17 protein-coding genes and 1 pseudogene are annotated in these 14,602 nt (G+C 59.5%); 8 read left to right on the forward strand and 10 right to left on the reverse strand.

Features of this window, described 5'->3' with window-relative positions; genetic code table 11:
- The first annotated feature begins 241 nt into the window (after positions 1 to 241).
- The 4 genes from ftsY (at position 242) to rpoH (ending at position 4,417) form a co-directional block, all read left to right on the forward strand.
- The gene (gene ftsY / locus CES87_RS02320) at positions 242 to 1,762 is read left to right on the forward strand and encodes a signal recognition particle-docking protein FtsY (protein ID WP_128604787.1); all 1,521 of its coding nucleotides are present in this window, start codon (positions 242 to 244) and stop codon (positions 1,760 to 1,762) included.
- Entirely contained in the window at positions 1,759 to 2,430 is a 672-nt protein-coding gene (gene ftsE, locus CES87_RS02325; protein ID WP_128604788.1) for a cell division ATP-binding protein FtsE, read from the forward strand. The genes ftsY and ftsE overlap by 4 nt, the downstream gene beginning before the upstream one ends.
- A complete protein-coding gene (gene ftsX, locus CES87_RS02330) occupies positions 2,427 to 3,449 on the forward strand; it encodes a permease-like cell division protein FtsX (RefSeq protein ID WP_128604789.1) in 1,023 nt (340 codons plus the stop codon). The genes ftsE and ftsX overlap by 4 nt, the downstream gene beginning before the upstream one ends.
- Before the next feature lie 113 nt (positions 3,450 to 3,562).
- Complete coding sequence (gene rpoH / locus CES87_RS02335) at positions 3,563 to 4,417, forward strand: RNA polymerase sigma factor RpoH (RefSeq protein WP_047534555.1); 855 nt, start codon at positions 3,563 to 3,565, stop codon at positions 4,415 to 4,417.
- Positions 4,418 to 4,595: 178 nt separating this feature from the next.
- Here the strand turns inward: rpoH and mtgA are convergent, their stop codons facing one another.
- Positions 4,596 to 5,318 carry a monofunctional biosynthetic peptidoglycan transglycosylase gene (gene mtgA / locus CES87_RS02345; protein WP_128604791.1) on the reverse strand — a complete coding sequence of 241 codons (723 nt, stop codon included), beginning with the start codon at positions 5,316 to 5,318 and terminating at the stop codon, positions 4,596 to 4,598.
- A gap of 74 nt (positions 5,319 to 5,392) precedes the next feature.
- On the opposite strand from mtgA, the gene CES87_RS02350 reads away from it, so the two are divergent.
- The 4 genes from CES87_RS02350 (at position 5,393) to trmB (ending at position 7,635) form a co-directional block, all read left to right on the forward strand.
- Positions 5,393 to 5,773, forward strand: coding sequence for a DUF423 domain-containing protein (locus CES87_RS02350; RefSeq protein ID WP_128604792.1), 381 nt, complete (start codon positions 5,393 to 5,395; stop codon positions 5,771 to 5,773).
- Between the two features lie 71 nt (positions 5,774 to 5,844).
- Complete coding sequence (gene thiS, locus CES87_RS02355) at positions 5,845 to 6,045, forward strand: sulfur carrier protein ThiS (protein ID WP_178081361.1); 201 nt, start codon at positions 5,845 to 5,847, stop codon at positions 6,043 to 6,045.
- Between the two features lie 60 nt (positions 6,046 to 6,105).
- Positions 6,106 to 6,900, forward strand: a complete 795-nt coding sequence (locus CES87_RS02360; protein WP_096514398.1) for a thiazole synthase — start codon at positions 6,106 to 6,108, stop codon at positions 6,898 to 6,900.
- 9 nt (positions 6,901 to 6,909) lie between these two features.
- Entirely contained in the window at positions 6,910 to 7,635 is a 726-nt protein-coding gene (gene trmB / locus CES87_RS02365; RefSeq protein WP_128604793.1) for a tRNA (guanosine(46)-N7)-methyltransferase TrmB, read from the forward strand.
- A gap of 121 nt (positions 7,636 to 7,756) precedes the next feature.
- Here the strand turns inward: trmB and CES87_RS02370 are convergent, their stop codons facing one another.
- From CES87_RS02370 to CES87_RS02410, 9 genes and pseudogenes are all read right to left on the reverse strand, one after another.
- The gene (locus CES87_RS02370) at positions 7,757 to 8,080 is read right to left on the reverse strand and encodes a DUF3392 domain-containing protein (protein ID WP_128604794.1); all 324 of its coding nucleotides are present in this window, start codon (positions 8,078 to 8,080) and stop codon (positions 7,757 to 7,759) included.
- Positions 8,081 to 8,102: 22 nt separating this feature from the next.
- Positions 8,103 to 9,308, reverse strand: coding sequence for a radical SAM family heme chaperone HemW (hemW, locus tag CES87_RS02375; RefSeq protein WP_128604795.1), 1,206 nt, complete (start codon positions 9,306 to 9,308; stop codon positions 8,103 to 8,105).
- The gene (gene rdgB, locus CES87_RS02380; protein WP_128604796.1) at positions 9,305 to 9,901 is read right to left on the reverse strand and encodes an RdgB/HAM1 family non-canonical purine NTP pyrophosphatase; all 597 of its coding nucleotides are present in this window, start codon (positions 9,899 to 9,901) and stop codon (positions 9,305 to 9,307) included. The genes hemW and rdgB overlap by 4 nt, the downstream gene beginning before the upstream one ends.
- The gene (locus tag CES87_RS02385) at positions 9,898 to 10,332 is read right to left on the reverse strand and encodes a DUF4426 domain-containing protein (RefSeq protein WP_128604797.1); all 435 of its coding nucleotides are present in this window, start codon (positions 10,330 to 10,332) and stop codon (positions 9,898 to 9,900) included. The genes rdgB and CES87_RS02385 overlap by 4 nt, the downstream gene beginning before the upstream one ends.
- Positions 10,333 to 10,357: 25 nt before the next feature.
- Positions 10,358 to 10,978 carry a methionine biosynthesis protein MetW gene (gene metW, locus CES87_RS02390; RefSeq protein WP_008063505.1) on the reverse strand — a complete coding sequence of 207 codons (621 nt, stop codon included), beginning with the start codon at positions 10,976 to 10,978 and terminating at the stop codon, positions 10,358 to 10,360.
- Between the two features lie 7 nt (positions 10,979 to 10,985).
- Positions 10,986 to 12,124: pseudogene (locus tag CES87_RS02395) on the reverse strand (homoserine O-acetyltransferase).
- 193 nt (positions 12,125 to 12,317) lie between these two features.
- Complete coding sequence (locus tag CES87_RS02400) at positions 12,318 to 12,905, reverse strand: YggT family protein (RefSeq protein WP_128604799.1); 588 nt, start codon at positions 12,903 to 12,905, stop codon at positions 12,318 to 12,320.
- A gap of 24 nt (positions 12,906 to 12,929) precedes the next feature.
- On the reverse strand, positions 12,930 to 13,748 hold the full coding sequence (gene proC / locus CES87_RS02405) for a pyrroline-5-carboxylate reductase (RefSeq protein ID WP_128604800.1): 819 nt from the start codon (positions 13,746 to 13,748) through the stop codon (positions 12,930 to 12,932).
- Positions 13,749 to 13,772: 24 nt separating this feature from the next.
- On the reverse strand, positions 13,773 to 14,459 hold the full coding sequence (locus CES87_RS02410) for a YggS family pyridoxal phosphate-dependent enzyme (protein ID WP_128604801.1): 687 nt from the start codon (positions 14,457 to 14,459) through the stop codon (positions 13,773 to 13,775).
- Positions 14,460 to 14,602 lie beyond the last annotated feature (143 nt).

Consider the following 14,602-nt stretch of genomic DNA (forward strand, 5'->3'; position numbering starts at 1 on the left):
TTGATCGGCCGGAAGGTTGTATGGGTTCCCGGCAGAAGCTTTTAATTTGTCAGCTAAACTCTGTGTTTTCGCCGACGATGCCGTTCCAGTCCTTCGTATTAGTCGACCTTTGAGGTGCCGTCGGTACCTCGACAAAATGTTGCGCGTGAACAAGCTGGGTCAATCACAGTCTGTTCTGCATCGAATATTTATTTGCCGGGGCGCCCGTTGGCGCGTCGCTACCGTGAGATAGCCGTCCTCCATGTTTGGTTCCAACGACGACAAGAAGACCCCAGCTGCGGCTGGCGAGAAAAAAAGCCTGTTCGGATGGCTGCGCAAAAAGCCGCAGGAACCCGTCGTCGAACAGCCACAACCACTTCCTGAGCCAACTCCCGCGCCAGTAATAGAAGCAGAGCCTGCACCGGTTGTGTTGCCGATCGCCGAGCCGGTGCTGCAATCGGTCGTCGAGGCAGAGCGTGAAGTCGTGGCCCCACAGCCACTTGCACCCGTCGCCGAGCCGTGGCTGACCTTGCCCGTGGCGGAAGAGCCGGTGGCACTGGTCGAAAACGAACTGGCGCCGCACGTTACGCCGCCGATTCCAGCACCTACAGCGTTTACGCCTGAGCCGGTTCAAGCTCCGGTGGTTGAACCAGTTGTTGAACCGGTTGTTGCACCGGTTGTTGCACCGGTTGTGGTGGCTGAGCCTGCGCCAATTGCTCCAGAACCAGTGATTCCTGCCTTCATTGCTCCGGCCGCTCCGGTTGTTCAACCGCCAGCACCTGCACCGGTTGCTGCGGCCCCCATCGTTCCCGTCGAAACCCCGGTCGAGCCGCCGCGCACTGAAGAAGCCAAAGCCGGTTTCTTTGCCCGCCTCAAGCAAGGTCTGTCCAAGACCAGCGCCAGCATCGGCGAAGGTATGGCCAGCCTGTTCCTGGGCAAGAAAGCCATCGATGACGAGCTGTTCGATGATCTTGAAACCCGTCTGCTGACTGCTGACGTCGGTGTGGAGGCCACTTCGGCGATTATCCAGCGCCTGACGCAGAAGGTCGCGCGTAAAGAGCTGGCCGATTCCGATGCGCTGTACAAATCCTTGCAGGGTGAGCTGGCGGCGATGCTCAAACCCGTCGAGCAACCGCTGAAAATCACCTCGCAGAACAAGCCGTTCGTGATTCTCGTCGTTGGCGTCAACGGTGCTGGCAAGACCACCACCATCGGCAAACTGGCGAAGAAGCTGCAACTGGAAGGCAAGAAAGTCATGCTCGCCGCCGGCGACACCTTCCGTGCTGCCGCAGTCGAGCAATTGCAAGTCTGGGGCGAGCGCAACAAGATACCGGTCATCGCCCAGCACACTGGCGCTGATTCGGCGTCGGTGATTTTCGACGCCGTGCAGGCTGCCAAGGCCCGTGGCATTGACGTGCTGATCGCCGATACCGCAGGTCGACTGCATACCAAAGACAACCTGATGGAAGAGTTGAAAAAGGTTCGTCGGGTGATCGGCAAGCTCGACGCCGACGCGCCCCATGAAGTGCTGCTGGTTCTCGACGCCGGCACCGGCCAAAACGCAATCAACCAAGCCAAGCAGTTCAACCAGACTGTCGAGCTGACCGGCCTGGCGTTGACCAAGCTCGATGGCACTGCCAAGGGTGGAGTAATTTTTGCCCTGGCCAAGCAGTTTGGCCTGCCGATCCGCTATATCGGCGTCGGTGAAGGCATCGACGATTTGCGTACTTTTGAAGCTGAACCCTTTGTCCAGGCACTTTTTGCCGAGCGGGAGCGTTCATGATTCGTTTCGAACAGGTCGGTAAACGCTACCCGAACGGTCACGTCGGCTTGCATGAGCTGAGCTTTCGAGTCCGACGGGGCGAGTTTCTGTTTGTCACCGGCCATTCCGGCGCCGGTAAAAGCACATTGTTACGGCTGTTGCTGGCCATGGAGCGCCCGACCAGCGGCAAGCTGCTGCTGGCCGGGCAAGATCTGAGCACCATCAGCAACGCGCAGATCCCGTACCTGCGTCGGCAAATCGGCGTGGTGTTCCAGAATCACCAGTTACTGTTTGATCGCACGGTGTTCAATAACGTCGCGCTGCCGTTGCAAATTCTGGGTCTGTCCAAGGCCGAGATCGCTAAGCGTGTGGACTCGGCCCTTGAGCGCGTGGCTCTTTCGGATAAAACCGATCTGTACCCCGGCGACCTGTCTACCGGTCAGCAACAGCGCGTCGGCATCGCTCGCGCAATCGTTCACCGTCCGGCCTTGCTGCTGGCGGACGAACCGACCGGTAACCTCGATCCGCGTCTGGCGGCCGAAATCATGGGAGTGTTCGAAGATATCAACCGCTTGGGCACTAGTGTGCTGATCGCCAGTCACGACCTGGCACTGATTGCGCGCATGCGCCACCGCATGCTGACCTTGCAACGCGGTCGATTGATCGGCGACGGGGAGGCTGCCGTATGAGTGCGACACGCAGTCCAAAGGTTTCCGAGCGCGTGGCCCCCAAGCCCGCCGATCCGCAACCGAAGAAGAAAAAAAACGACGATGACGACGGGCCAGACTTTGCCACGTTGTTCCGTGCCTGGATCGAAAGTCATCGCGCCAGCATGGTGGACAGTTTGCGTCGGCTGGGCAAACAACCCATCGGCAGTTTTTTCACCTGTATGGTGATGGCAGTGGCCCTGAGTTTGCCCATGGGGCTGTCACTTTTGCTAGGAAACGTCGAGCGTCTGGGTGGTTCCTGGCAGCGCGCGGCGCAGATTTCCCTGTACCTGCAACTTGAAGCCAGCCCAGCCGAAGGCGAGGCGCTGCGCGAGCAGATCAAGGGCATGCCCGGCGTGGCCGATGCCGAATATGTTGGTCGTGATCAGGCGCTGGAAGAGTTCCAACAACAGTCCGGTCTGGGCGAAGCGCTCAAGGAACTGCCGGAAAACCCGCTGCCTGGTGTAATCCTGGTGACTCCGAATGAAGTCGACAAGCCCGCGCTTGAAGCATTAAGACAAAAACTTTCCGAGTTGCCGAAGGTACAACAGGCGCAGCTTGATCTAGTCTGGGTCGAGCGTCTGGCAGCGATCCTCAAGCTGGGTGACCGTTTTGTATTTGGTCTGACCGTGCTTTTGGTTTCTGCATTACTTTTGGTGATAGGCAATACCATTCGTCTTCATATTGAAAACCGCCGCACAGAGATAGAAGTGATTAAACTCGTCGGCGGCACTGACAGCTATGTGCGCAGGCCCTTCCTATATATGGGTGCGCTTTATGGTTTTGGTGCGGGGATTCTTTCCTGGGGCGTATTGGCGTTCGGCCTCAACTGGCTGAATGACGCGGTGGTCGGGCTGGCCGGCTTGTACGGCAGTAATTTCGCACTGGCCGGCGTGCCGGTTGCCGACGGTCTGTCTCTCTTGCTTGGCGCGGTGCTGTTGGGGTATATCGGTGCATGGATAGCAGTCGCACGCCACCTGCGGGAGCTTGCGCCAAAGTAATATCATTTTGCTCGTATTGACCTTTCAGCGTATATGGGAACTTGTCCTACGGTTTCCGGTCAATTTTCGCAGTGCTGAACTGCACGAGTTATGTAAGTCGGAGGTTTTTTCGTATGACCAATTCTTTGCAGCCTGCATATGCTCTGGTCCCGGGTGCGAACCTGGAGGCCTATGTGCACACGGTGAACAGCATTCCATTGCTGACGCCGGAGCAGGAGCGTGAACTGGCCGAGAGTCTCTATTATGAGCAGGATCTTGAGGCGGCTCGGCAGATGGTGCTCGCCCACCTGCGTTTTGTCGTACATATCGCCCGTAGCTATTCCGGCTACGGTCTGGCTCAGGCTGACCTGATCCAGGAAGGTAACGTTGGCCTGATGAAGGCCGTGAAGCGCTTCAACCCCGAGATGGGCGTGCGCCTGGTGTCCTTTGCCGTGCACTGGATCAAGGCTGAAATCCACGAATTTATCCTGCGTAACTGGCGGATCGTGAAAGTCGCGACCACCAAGGCCCAGCGCAAACTGTTCTTCAACCTGCGCAGCCAGAAGAAACGTCTGGCCTGGCTGAACAACGAGGAAGTCCATCGCGTGGCGGAAAGCCTCGGCGTAGAGCCGCGGGAAGTGCGTGAGATGGAAAGTCGCCTGACCGGCCATGACATGGCTTTCGACCCGGCTGCTGAAGCCGACGACGACAGCGCTTTCCAGTCGCCGGCCAACTATCTGGAAGACCACCGGTACGACCCGGCCCGTCAATTGGAAGATGCCGACTGGAGCGACAACTCCAACCACAACCTGCACGAAGCGCTGGAAGTACTGGACGACCGCAGCCGTGACATTCTTTACCAGCGCTGGCTGGCAGAAGAAAAAGCCACGCTGCACGATCTGGCGCAGAAGTACAACGTGTCGGCCGAGCGTATTCGTCAGCTTGAAAAGAGCGCGATGAACAAGCTCAAATTGTCGATCGCCGCATAACCTTCGCGAAGGCAATAAAAAACACCCCGATCATTGATCGGGGTGTTTTTATATATGCCCGAGAATCTCAAATCCCACGCTGCTCCCTGTAGGAGCTGGCTTGCCAGCGAAGCAGGCGGCGCGGTGTGTCAGGCAAATCGCCTTCGCTGGCAAGCCAGCTCCTACATTAGGGGTGGTGTTATTGAGACCACGGCGCCCGGCGCGAATCGTTGAGACCCAACAGGTAACTGTCTCCACCGAGCTGGCTCATCTGCTGCCGTATCCAGCCCGCACGCCGCGCCACGTAAGAGGTCGGATGGCTGGCGCTCCATACTCGCGGGTTCGGCAGTACTGCCGCCAGCAAGCTTGCCTGCTGCCGAGACAGTGATTTGGCGCCGACGCCAAAGTGATGCCTGGCCGCTGCCTCTGCACCAAACACCCCGTCATCCCACTCGACGCTATTGAGATAAACCTCAAGAATCCGCTGCTTGGGCCAGAACACTTCAATCAACCCGGTAAACCACGCTTCCAGGCCTTTGCGCAGCCAGCTTCGACCGGACCACAGGAACAGGTTTTTCGAGACTTGTTGACTCAGGGTGCTGGCGCCACGGACTGTCCCGCCGAGTTCGTTATGGGCCAGTGCAGCCTGAATCGCGCCGAAGTCAAAGCCCCAGTGCTCCGGGAATTTTTGATCTTCGCCAGCAATCACCGCGACTTTCAAGTCGTCGGAGATTTCATCCCAGGGCTTCCAGGTGCGTTGCAGGTCAATGGGCTCGCCATCGAACCAGGATTCGATCTTGCGTTCGACCATCAGGGCTGTTCCCGGTGGCGGCACCACGCGAAAAATCAGCACCAGCAATACGCTGCCGCCCATGAACCAGAGCACGGCCTTCGTGAAACGACGGAAATATAAACGCAGCATAGAGATGGCTTGGCCGAACCCGTTGAGCGGGCCATTATACAGACCCTGTTGATCGAGACTGACTGGAGTTCTTCATGCTGCGTGGCTTTCTGATGCTGGCCGCTTTTTTCGGCTTCACCGGTGTCGGTCTTGGGGCGTTTGCCGCCCATGGCCTGAAAAACCGTCTGACACCTGAGTACCTCGCCATCTTCCATACTGGTGTCACCTATCAACTGGTACATACCCTGGCGCTGCTGGGCGTGGCGCTGCTGGCCACGCATATGCCCGGTCGGTTGGTCACCTGGGCAGGCGGATCCTTTGCCATCGGCATCCTGCTGTTCTCCGGCAGCCTGTACGTGCTCACGCTGACCGGTGTCGGCAAGCTTGGCATCATCACGCCATTCGGCGGCCTGGCGTTTCTGGTGGGCTGGTTCTGCCTGGGGCTTGCCGCCTGGCGCTTGCAACTTACCGCTTGACGCTTGTTGCTGACCTTTAGGTCATGAACGGGCTAGAATGCCAGCCCCTAAAAATGATGGCGGCATTGCGCATGCGCATTCAGTTGAACGGCGAATCCTTTGAACTGCCCGACGGTGAAACCGTTGCGGCCCTGCTGACCCGTCTGGACCTGACCGGACGCCGCGTGGCAGTAGAACTCAATCTGGATATCGTCCCGCGCAGTCAGCATGCAGACACGACATTGAATGACGGCGATAACATCGAAGTCGTGCACGCCATCGGCGGCGGCTAGCCGTCAGGCCTGCATGGGCCGAAAATTCTGCAAGACCCTCACCCCTATAGAGGATTTCCCATGAGCATCGTTCGTAGCGACAAGCCTTTCGTTCTGGCCGGTCGTACTTACCAGTCGCGTTTGCTGGTCGGTACCGGCAAATACCGTGACATGGAAGAAACCCGTCTGGCCATCGAAGCCTCGGGTGCCGAGATCGTCACGTTCGCCGTGCGCCGTACCAACCTCGGCCAGAACCAGGGCGAGCCGAACCTGCTGGATTTCCTGTCGCCGGATCGCTACACCTTCCTGCCGAACACCGCTGGTTGCTACGACGCTGTCGAGGCCGTGCGCACCTGCCGCCTGGCCCGTGAGCTGCTCGACGGCCACAATCTGGTGAAGCTGGAAGTGCTGGCGGATCAAAAAACCCTGTTCCCCAACGTGATCGAAACCCTCAAGGCCGCCGAGTCCTTGGTCAAGGAAGGTTTCGACGTGATGGTCTACACCAGCGATGACCCGATCATTGCCCGGCAACTGGCGGAAATCGGCTGCATCGCGGTGATGCCGCTTGCCGGTCTGATCGGTTCGGGGCTGGGGATCTGCAACCCGTACAACCTGCAGATCATCCTCGAAGAAGCAAAAATTCCAGTGCTGGTGGATGCCGGTGTCGGCACGGCTTCCGACGCCACCATCTCCATGGAGCTGGGCTGTGACGCGGTGCTGATGAACTCGGCTATCGCCCACGCCCAACAGCCGATCATGATGGCTGAAGCCATGAAACACGCCATCGTTGCGGGCCGCCTGGCCTACCTTGCCGGCCGCATGCCGAAAAAACTCTATGCCAGCGCCTCTTCGCCGCTGGATGGTCTGATCAAGTAAGAGCCATTGATGACTGAATCGAACGACACGCCAATCCAGACGGAAGAAGGCGACGAGCGCCAACACCGCCGCATCAAGAGTTTCGTGATGCGCGCCGGGCGCATGACCGAAGGCCAGCAAAAAGGTCTGGAGCAGGGCACACCGCTGTTCGTGCTGCCATTGGCTGACGCACCGGTGGATTACGACCAGGTGTTCGGCCGCTCAGCACCGCGCTCGCTGGAAATCGGTTTCGGCATGGGCCATTCGCTGCTGGAAATGGCCGCCGCTTCGCCGGAGCAGGATTTTATCGGCGTCGAGGTACACCGTCCGGGTGTTGGTGCGTTGCTCAATGGCGTGCTGACCCAGGGCCTGACCAACCTGCGGGTTTACGATTGCGATGCAATCGAAGTCCTCAACCGTTGCATCGCCGACAACAGCCTCGATCGCCTGATGCTGTTTTTCCCGGACCCGTGGCACAAGAGCCGTCACCACAAGCGTCGTATCGTTCAGGCATCGTTCGCTGAGCTGGTGCGCAGCAAGTTGAAGGTTGGCGGCGTTCTGCACATGGCCACCGACTGGGAGCCGTATGCCGAATACATGCTGGAAGTGATGAATGTCGCGCCGGGTTATCGCAACCTGGCCGAAGACGGCAAGTGCGTGCCACGCCCGGCCGAACGCCCGATCACCAAGTTCGAACGCCGCGGCGAACGTCTTGGGCATGGCGTTTGGGATTTGAAGTTCGAAAAGCAGTCCTGACCGACCTGAAACCTGTAGGAGCGAGGCTTGCCCGCGAAGAACGATAACTCGGTGTATCAGCTACACCGTAGCGTCGCCTTCGCGGGCAAGCCTCGCTCCTACAGGATTTTTTTTGCTCGGATCAGCGGCGGTCAGCGACGACCCCGATAAGCACCAACACCACCAACAACACCGGCGCCAGGCTGTAGTTGTTGAACTGGCTCAAGCCCTTGACGATCCACGGCGTGGCGTAGATAAGCGCGGCGCCGCTTCCGATCATGCACAGCAGGGCCATCAGCGGGACGCGCAAGGCGCCGGCGATGCTGCCCAGGCGTTGATCGACCCAGCCTTTGAAATCCGCGCCAAACAGCACCAGCAGGCAACCCACCAGGGCCAGGGCGATTTCCGAGAGATTGCTGCGGCTCCAGCGAGACACGGTGGCGAGCAGGTCGAGTATCAAATCCATTCGTTTTCCCTTTGGTCTGAGATCAGCCCAGAAATTTCTGCAGCAAGTCGTTGAGGAAGAGTTGTCCGCGCTCGGTGGCCGCCAGACGTGACGGTTCGACCTGCAACAGGCCACTTTGTTCGGCTTCACGGCGGGCTTCGGCAAGGCTTTCCAGAGTCAAACCTGTACGTTCCGAATACAGTCGAGCCTCGACGCCCTCGGTCAGACGCAAGGCGTTCATCAGGAACTCGAAAGGCATTTCTTCATTGGTCAGCGCTTTCTCGCCGGCCTGAAAGCGTTTCGCCGGGTTCAGGTAGTCCTTCGGCAGACGGGTTTTCCAGGTACGGATGATGCGCCCGTCTGGATGGCTGAGTTTGCCATGGGCGCCGGCACCGATGCCGATGAAATCGCCAAAGCTCCAGTAATTGAGGTTATGCCGCGCCGGACGACCGGGCTGGGCATAGGCCGAGACCTCGTATTGCGCGTAGCCGTGCTCGGCCAGCAGCGCCTGACCGGCCTCCTGAATGTCCCACAGCGTGTCGTCTTCCGGCAGCGTCGGCGGCTGGTTCCAGAACACCGTGTTCGGTTCCAGGGTCAGCTGATACCAGGACAAATGGGTCGGCTTCAAGTCGATGGCCTGGCGCAGGTCGCTTAGCGCGTCATCCAGGGACTGATCGGGCAAACCGTGCATCAGATCCAGATTGAAGTTGTCGAACCCGGCCTGACGCGCCATGCCGGCGGCTCGCACGGCTTCGTCGCCGTTGTGAATCCGCCCCAGCGCCTGGAGCTTTTCTTGTTGAAAACTCTGGATGCCAATCGACAGCCGATTGATGCCCAGTGCGCGGTAGGCCACAAACTTCTCTTGCTCGAACGTCCCCGGATTGGCTTCCAGGGTGATTTCGATGTCGCTGGCAAACGGGATGCGTTGTTCGACGCCCTTGAGCAAACGGCCCAGGGCTTGGGCACTGAACAGGCTTGGCGTGCCACCACCGAAGAAGATCGAACTCAGTTCGCGGCCATAGACAGCGTGCAGGTCCTGATCAAGGTCAGCCAGCAGTGCGTCCACATACTCTTCTTCCGGCAGCACTTTGCTGGCGGTGTGGGAGTTGAAGTCGCAGTAAGGGCATTTGCGTACGCACCACGGAATGTGGATGTACAGCGCCAAGGGCGGCAGCACAGGCAAGGCCGCCCGAGGCGGTTGTGCGTCGCCGCCGAAAATCAGCGGCGAGGCGGATGATTCGCGGGTCATTTCAAGCCCAGACGCTGGCGCAGCAGATCCATTGCACGGGCGCGGTGACTGATCTGGTTCTTGTCGCTGGGGCTCAGCTCGGCGCTGGAGCATTCGCGTTCAGGAACCCAGAACAACGGGTCGTAGCCAAAGCCGTGTTCGCCGCTGGCCTGCGTCAGAATGCGCCCCTGCCACAGACCTTCGCAGAGAATCGGCAGTGGATCGTCAGCATGTCGTACCAACGCCAGCACGCAGACGAACTGCGCGCCGCGTTCGGCTTGCGGCACGTCCTTCAACACATCGAGCAGTTTGGCGTTGTTCGCCGCATCGCCTTGGCCGTCGGCATAACGCGCCGAGTAGATGCCAGGCGCGCCGCCGAGGAAGTCCACCGCCAGTCCGGAATCGTCGGCCAGTGCCGGCAGGCCGGAAATGCGCGCGGCATTGCGGGCCTTGAGGATGGCGTTCTCGACGAACGACAAACCGGTTTCTTCAGGCTCCACGCTGCTGAACTCGCCAATCGAGCGCAGTTGCACCGACTCGCCGAGCATGGCCTGGAGTTCCTTGAGTTTGCCGGCGTTATGGCTGGCCAGTACGAGTTGCGTGAAGTTGATCATTCGCCGGGGAAGAGCTCTTGGTTAAAGTTGATGGTGTTGATTTTGTCACCCGTTTGCACCTTGATATCGAAGGTGCGGGTTTCCTGCTGTTCAACCGGGTATTGGGCGATGTAGTAGATCGCGCCTTGCTCGGTGATCTGGCGGAAATTCAGATTCACGCTCTGGCTGGTCAGGTCTTTGATTGTGCCACTGACCTGGGCCATCTGCGGCTTGCCGTCCTTGATCACCGAAATATTGATCACGCCCTGGTTCTTGCTGCGGGTGAGCTCCGCGGCCTTGGCGATGTCCGGTGTCAGGAACGTGGAGTTGAAGGTGTTGTAGTGCACCGTCGTATCACCAAAGACTTCCTTGCGGTCACCTTTGATCGCATCAGCGGACATGGCCGTGACGCTCAGGCAGGCAGTGAGTAGAAACAGCGCTAGACGACCCATGATCGTTCTCCTCGAAATAAGGTGTTCAGACCGCGACCTTGTGGTCTGCAAGCCCCGGGCTGCTGACGCGGTAAATGCCGATCTCACCTAACAGATTAGGCCATAGCTTACTGGCCCACCCGTGTCGATGCTGTTGATCCACGGCAAGCCGATCAATGACCTTGGCTTCACGTTCGAGGCACAACGCTTCAAAGTCCGCGAAGGTGCAGAAGTGAATGTTCGGCGTGTTGTACCAGGTGTAGGGCAGAAACTCGGAAACCGGCATCCGGCCCTTGCTCGCCAGGTACCAGCGGCAACGCCAGTGACCGAAATTCGGGAAAGTAATGATGCACTGGCGGCCGACCCGCAGCATTTCGTCGAGGATCTTGTCCGGGTAGTGCACTGCTTGCAGCGCCTGGGTCATGACCACAATGTCGAAACTGTTGCTGGCGAAGTTGCCCAGGCCCTTGTCCAGGTCCTGTTCGATGACGTTGATGCCCTTGGCCACACATTCGGCGATGTTGTCCGCATCGTTTTCCAGGCCGTAACCGGTGACCTGCTTGTTGTCGCGCAGCCAGGTCAGCAATTCGCCGTTCCCGCAACCGAGGTCGAGCACGCGGCTGCCGGCGGGGATCCATTCCTGGATGATTTCCAGATCAGCTCTCATGGCTATCTCACAACGTAATGCGGTTCATGTAATTGCCGAACGCCTGCAAGTATCGCGGGATCGGAATCAGGAAGGCGTCGTGGCCTTGCGGCGCGTCGATTTCCAGGTAGCAGACGTCCTTACGCGCAGCCATCAGCGCATCCACCAGTTCCCGCGAGCGGGCCGGGGAGAAGCGCCAGTCGGTGGTGAACGACATCACGCAGAACTTGGCGGTGGCGCCGGCGAAGGTCTTCGCCAGGTCATCGTCGAAGTTGGCTGCCGGATCGAAATAGTCCAGGGCCTTGGTCATCAGCAGGTAGGTGTTGGCGTCGAAACGCCCGGAGAACTCTTCACCCTGATAGCGCAGATAGCTTTCGACCTGGAACTCGACGCTGTGGAAGTCGTAGTTGAGCTTCTCGCTTTTCAGGCCGCGCCCGAATTTCTCGCCCATGGAGTCGTCGGACAGGTAGGTGATGTGCCCGACCATCCGCGCCAGCATCAGCCCGCGCTTGGGGATCACGTTGTGTTCCTGGAACGAACCGCCGTGGAACTCAGGGTCGGTGAGGATGGCCTGGCGCGCCACTTCGTTGAAGGCGATGTTCTGCGCCGACAGCTTGGGTGCCGAGGCGATGGCCAGGCAGTGACGGATGCGGTCAGGGTAAGTGATGCTCCATTGCATCGCCTGCATGCCACCGAGGCTGCCACCGATAACGGCGGCCCATTGGCCGATGCCAAGGCGGTCTGCCAGGCGCGCCTGGCTGTGCACCCAGTCTTCCACGGTCAATACCGGGAAATCGGCGCCGAACGGCTTGCCGGTCTCCGGGTTGGTGCTGCTCGGGCCGGTTGAGCCGTTGCAGCCGCCGAGGTTGTTCAGGCTGACCACGAAGAACTTGTTGGTGTCGATTGGCTTGCCGGGGCCGATGCAGCTGTCCCACCAACCGGGCTTACGGTCGTCAGGGCTGTGGAAACCGGCTGCGTGATGGTGGCCCGACAAAGCGTGGCAAATCAGCACGGCGTTGCTCGCCGTGGCGTTCAGCGTGCCGTAGGTCTCGAAAATCAGGTCATAGGCCGGGAGCGAACGCCCGCAGGCCAACGCCAGGGGTTCGCTGAAGTGCGCCACTTGCGGCGTCACCAGACCAACAGAATCGGGGGAAAGGCAGCTGGCATCGACCCTGCTCTCATTGAAATGAGGCGTAAGTCTAAAGACCGCTGGGGTTAGCGGCAAGCAAAGGCCGGGCCTGATTTCATCCAGTCAGACCGCGGCGCGGCATTCGCGGGCAAGCCTCGCTCCTACAGGACTTATGCGATCCCTGTAGGAGTGAGGCTTGCCCGCGAAGAACGATGACGCGGTGCAGCAGAATCAGATAAGCCCGAACAGTTCCTTGGGCATCAGCGCGTAGTACGCAAGGCGCGGAATCACCCAGCTTTGCAGCAACTGCAGTGCGATGAACGCGAAGATCGGCGAGATGTCGAGGCCGCCCAGGTTCGGAATGATCCGGCGGAACGGCGCGAGTACCGGTTCAGTGATCTGCTGGACCAGTTCTGCGCCCGGGTTATGGCTCCCCGGAGCGACCCAGGACAGGATGACGCTGATGATCATCGCCCAGAACAGGATCTTCAAAAACAGCGCGAAGATGCCGATCAGTGCCCATGGCGCGAGAAACAGCACATTGACCTGGTAGCCGTTGAGCAGCAGGATGACCGCGAACAGCACCATCTGCACCAGCAGCGCCAGTACCAGCGAGGACATGTCCAGGCCGAACATGCTCGGGATAACCCGGCGCAGCGGCTTGAGCAGCGGTTGAGTGGCCTTCACGGCAAACTGGCACAGCGGGTTGTAGAAGTTCGCCCGCACCAATTGCAGGATGAAACGCAACAGCACAATCAGCAGATACAGGCTACCCAGGGTTTGAATCACAAAAATGGCAGCGTCATTGAGTCCGAGCATTATTGATTCCTTTTTAAGTGCTGATTAGCGACCGAGTTGCTCAGCCATCTCGGCGGAGCGGTGCGCAGCGGCGCCGAGTGCTTTTTCGACCAGTGCTTCGAAGCCATCGGCCTGGAACGACTTGATGGCCGCTTCCGTAGTGCCTGCAGGGGAAGTGACGCGGCGACGCAACTCGGCGGCGTCAACGTCACTGGCCACTGCCATGTGCGCGGCGCCCAGCGCAGTTTGCACGGTCAGTTGGGCGGCGATGTCCGCTGGCAGGCCGAGCTTCACGCCAGCGGCGGTCATGGCTTCGATCAGCAGGAAGAAGTAAGCAGGACCGGAACCTGAAACCGCGGTGACCGCGTCCAGTTGCTGTTCCTCGTCCAGCCACAAAGCGATACCGACCGCAGATAGCAGCTCCTGGGCTTGCTGGCGCTGTTCGCTGCTCACCTGGGCGGTGGCGTACAAACCGCTAACGCCCTGACGCAGCAACGCTGGGGTATTGGGCATGCAACGCACGATTGGCTGGGCACCGAGCCAGTTGTTCATGCTGGCGCAGGTGATGCCGGCGGCAATCGAAACCACCAATTGCTCGGGGTTCAGGCTTGGGCGAATGGCTTCGCAGACAGCCTTCATCGCCTGGGGTTTGACCGCCAGCACGACCACATCGGCGCCTTGAATGGCTTGGGCGTTGTCAGCGAACACCTCGATGCCATGCTCTGCGCTAACGCGGGTACGGGTTTCTTCACCCGGATCGCTGGCGCGGATCTGCGCGGCGTCCAGTCCTTTGGCCCGCAGTCCACCGATCAGGCTGGCGGCCATGTTGCCGGCACCGATAAAGGCAATACGCGTCTTGCTCATGTCAGGTCCTTATAAAGAAAGTATTCAAGGCTGGCCGTAGCTGCGGGCGCCAAATAGGGCCGTACCGATGCGGACCCAGGTGGCGCCCATGGCGATGGCCGACTCGAGATCGTGGCTCATGCCCATGGAAAGTGTGTCGAGCGGCAGATTCAAACTGGCTTGCAGGCTTTGCACGGCAGCAAAAGCAGCATCCTGGGCGGCGCGATCATCCGTCGGCTCGGGAATGGCCATCAGCCCGCGCAACTTCAAGCGCGGCAAAGCGCTGATGGCGTTGGCCAGGGCCGGCAGGTCGGCCGGAGTGCAGCCGGACTTGCTGGCTTCACCGCTGACGTTAACCTGGATGCAGATATTCAATGGCGGCAGATCGGTAGGGCGTTGCTCGGACAAGCGTTGTGCAATTTTCAGGCGATCCACGGAATGCACCCAGGCGAAATGCTCGGCGATAGCGCGAGTCTTGTTCGATTGAATGGGGCCGATGAAGTGCCAGATCAAGGGCAGGTCGGCCAATTCGAGCTGCTTGCCCAAAGCCTCCTGCAGGTAGTTTTCACCAAAGTCGCGCAGGCCGGCGGCATAGGCTTCGCGCAGATCTTGTGCGGGTTTGGTCTTGCTCACGGCCAGCAGCTGGACGCTGTTTTCATCGCGGTGGGCGGCGAGGGCGGCGGCACGGATGCGTGAACTAACCCGTTCGATGTTCTCTGCTATCGTGGACATTCAATCCTGCCTGAAAAATGCCTGCACTCGATCATGCGGCGTTAAAAGTCGTCTCAGAATGCTCATTGACTAACGTCAACTCTGCTTCTTCGCCGACTTTTGCCTTGCCTGATCATCGTTCGGCGACTTTTCAGGCAGGATTG

The organism is Pseudomonas sp. ERMR1:02 (assembly GCF_002277815.1).
GTDB lineage: Bacteria > Pseudomonadota > Gammaproteobacteria > Pseudomonadales > Pseudomonadaceae > Aquipseudomonas.

Bases quoted from the DNA above. Each gene is read 5' to 3' on its own strand.
- thiS (WP_178081361.1), top strand. From the start codon at position 5,845: ATGCGCATTCAGTTGAACGGCGAATCCTTTGAACTGCCCGACGGTGAA.
- ftsE (WP_128604788.1), top strand. From the start codon at position 1,759: ATGATTCGTTTCGAACAGGTCGGTAAACGCTACCCGAACGGTCACGTC.
- metW (WP_008063505.1), bottom strand. From the start codon at position 10,978: ATGAGAGCTGATCTGGAAATCATCCAGGAATGGATCCCCGCCGGCAGC.
- CES87_RS02360 (WP_096514398.1), top strand. From the start codon at position 6,106: ATGAGCATCGTTCGTAGCGACAAGCCTTTCGTTCTGGCCGGTCGTACT.
- mtgA (WP_128604791.1), bottom strand. From the start codon at position 5,318: ATGCTGCGTTTATATTTCCGTCGTTTCACGAAGGCCGTGCTCTGGTTC.
- CES87_RS02350 (WP_128604792.1), top strand. From the start codon at position 5,393: ATGCTGCGTGGCTTTCTGATGCTGGCCGCTTTTTTCGGCTTCACCGGT.
- ftsY (WP_128604787.1), top strand. From the start codon at position 242: ATGTTTGGTTCCAACGACGACAAGAAGACCCCAGCTGCGGCTGGCGAG.
- hemW (WP_128604795.1), bottom strand. From the start codon at position 9,308: ATGACCCGCGAATCATCCGCCTCGCCGCTGATTTTCGGCGGCGACGCA.
- ftsX (WP_128604789.1), top strand. From the start codon at position 2,427: ATGAGTGCGACACGCAGTCCAAAGGTTTCCGAGCGCGTGGCCCCCAAG.
- CES87_RS02370 (WP_128604794.1), bottom strand. From the start codon at position 8,080: ATGGATTTGATACTCGACCTGCTCGCCACCGTGTCTCGCTGGAGCCGC.
- CES87_RS02385 (WP_128604797.1), bottom strand. From the start codon at position 10,332: ATGGGTCGTCTAGCGCTGTTTCTACTCACTGCCTGCCTGAGCGTCACG.
- trmB (WP_128604793.1), top strand. From the start codon at position 6,910: ATGACTGAATCGAACGACACGCCAATCCAGACGGAAGAAGGCGACGAG.
- rdgB (WP_128604796.1), bottom strand. From the start codon at position 9,901: ATGATCAACTTCACGCAACTCGTACTGGCCAGCCATAACGCCGGCAAA.
- CES87_RS02410 (WP_128604801.1), bottom strand. From the start codon at position 14,459: ATGTCCACGATAGCAGAGAACATCGAACGGGTTAGTTCACGCATCCGT.
- rpoH (WP_047534555.1), top strand. From the start codon at position 3,563: ATGACCAATTCTTTGCAGCCTGCATATGCTCTGGTCCCGGGTGCGAAC.
- CES87_RS02400 (WP_128604799.1), bottom strand. From the start codon at position 12,905: ATGCTCGGACTCAATGACGCTGCCATTTTTGTGATTCAAACCCTGGGT.
- proC (WP_128604800.1), bottom strand. From the start codon at position 13,748: ATGAGCAAGACGCGTATTGCCTTTATCGGTGCCGGCAACATGGCCGCC.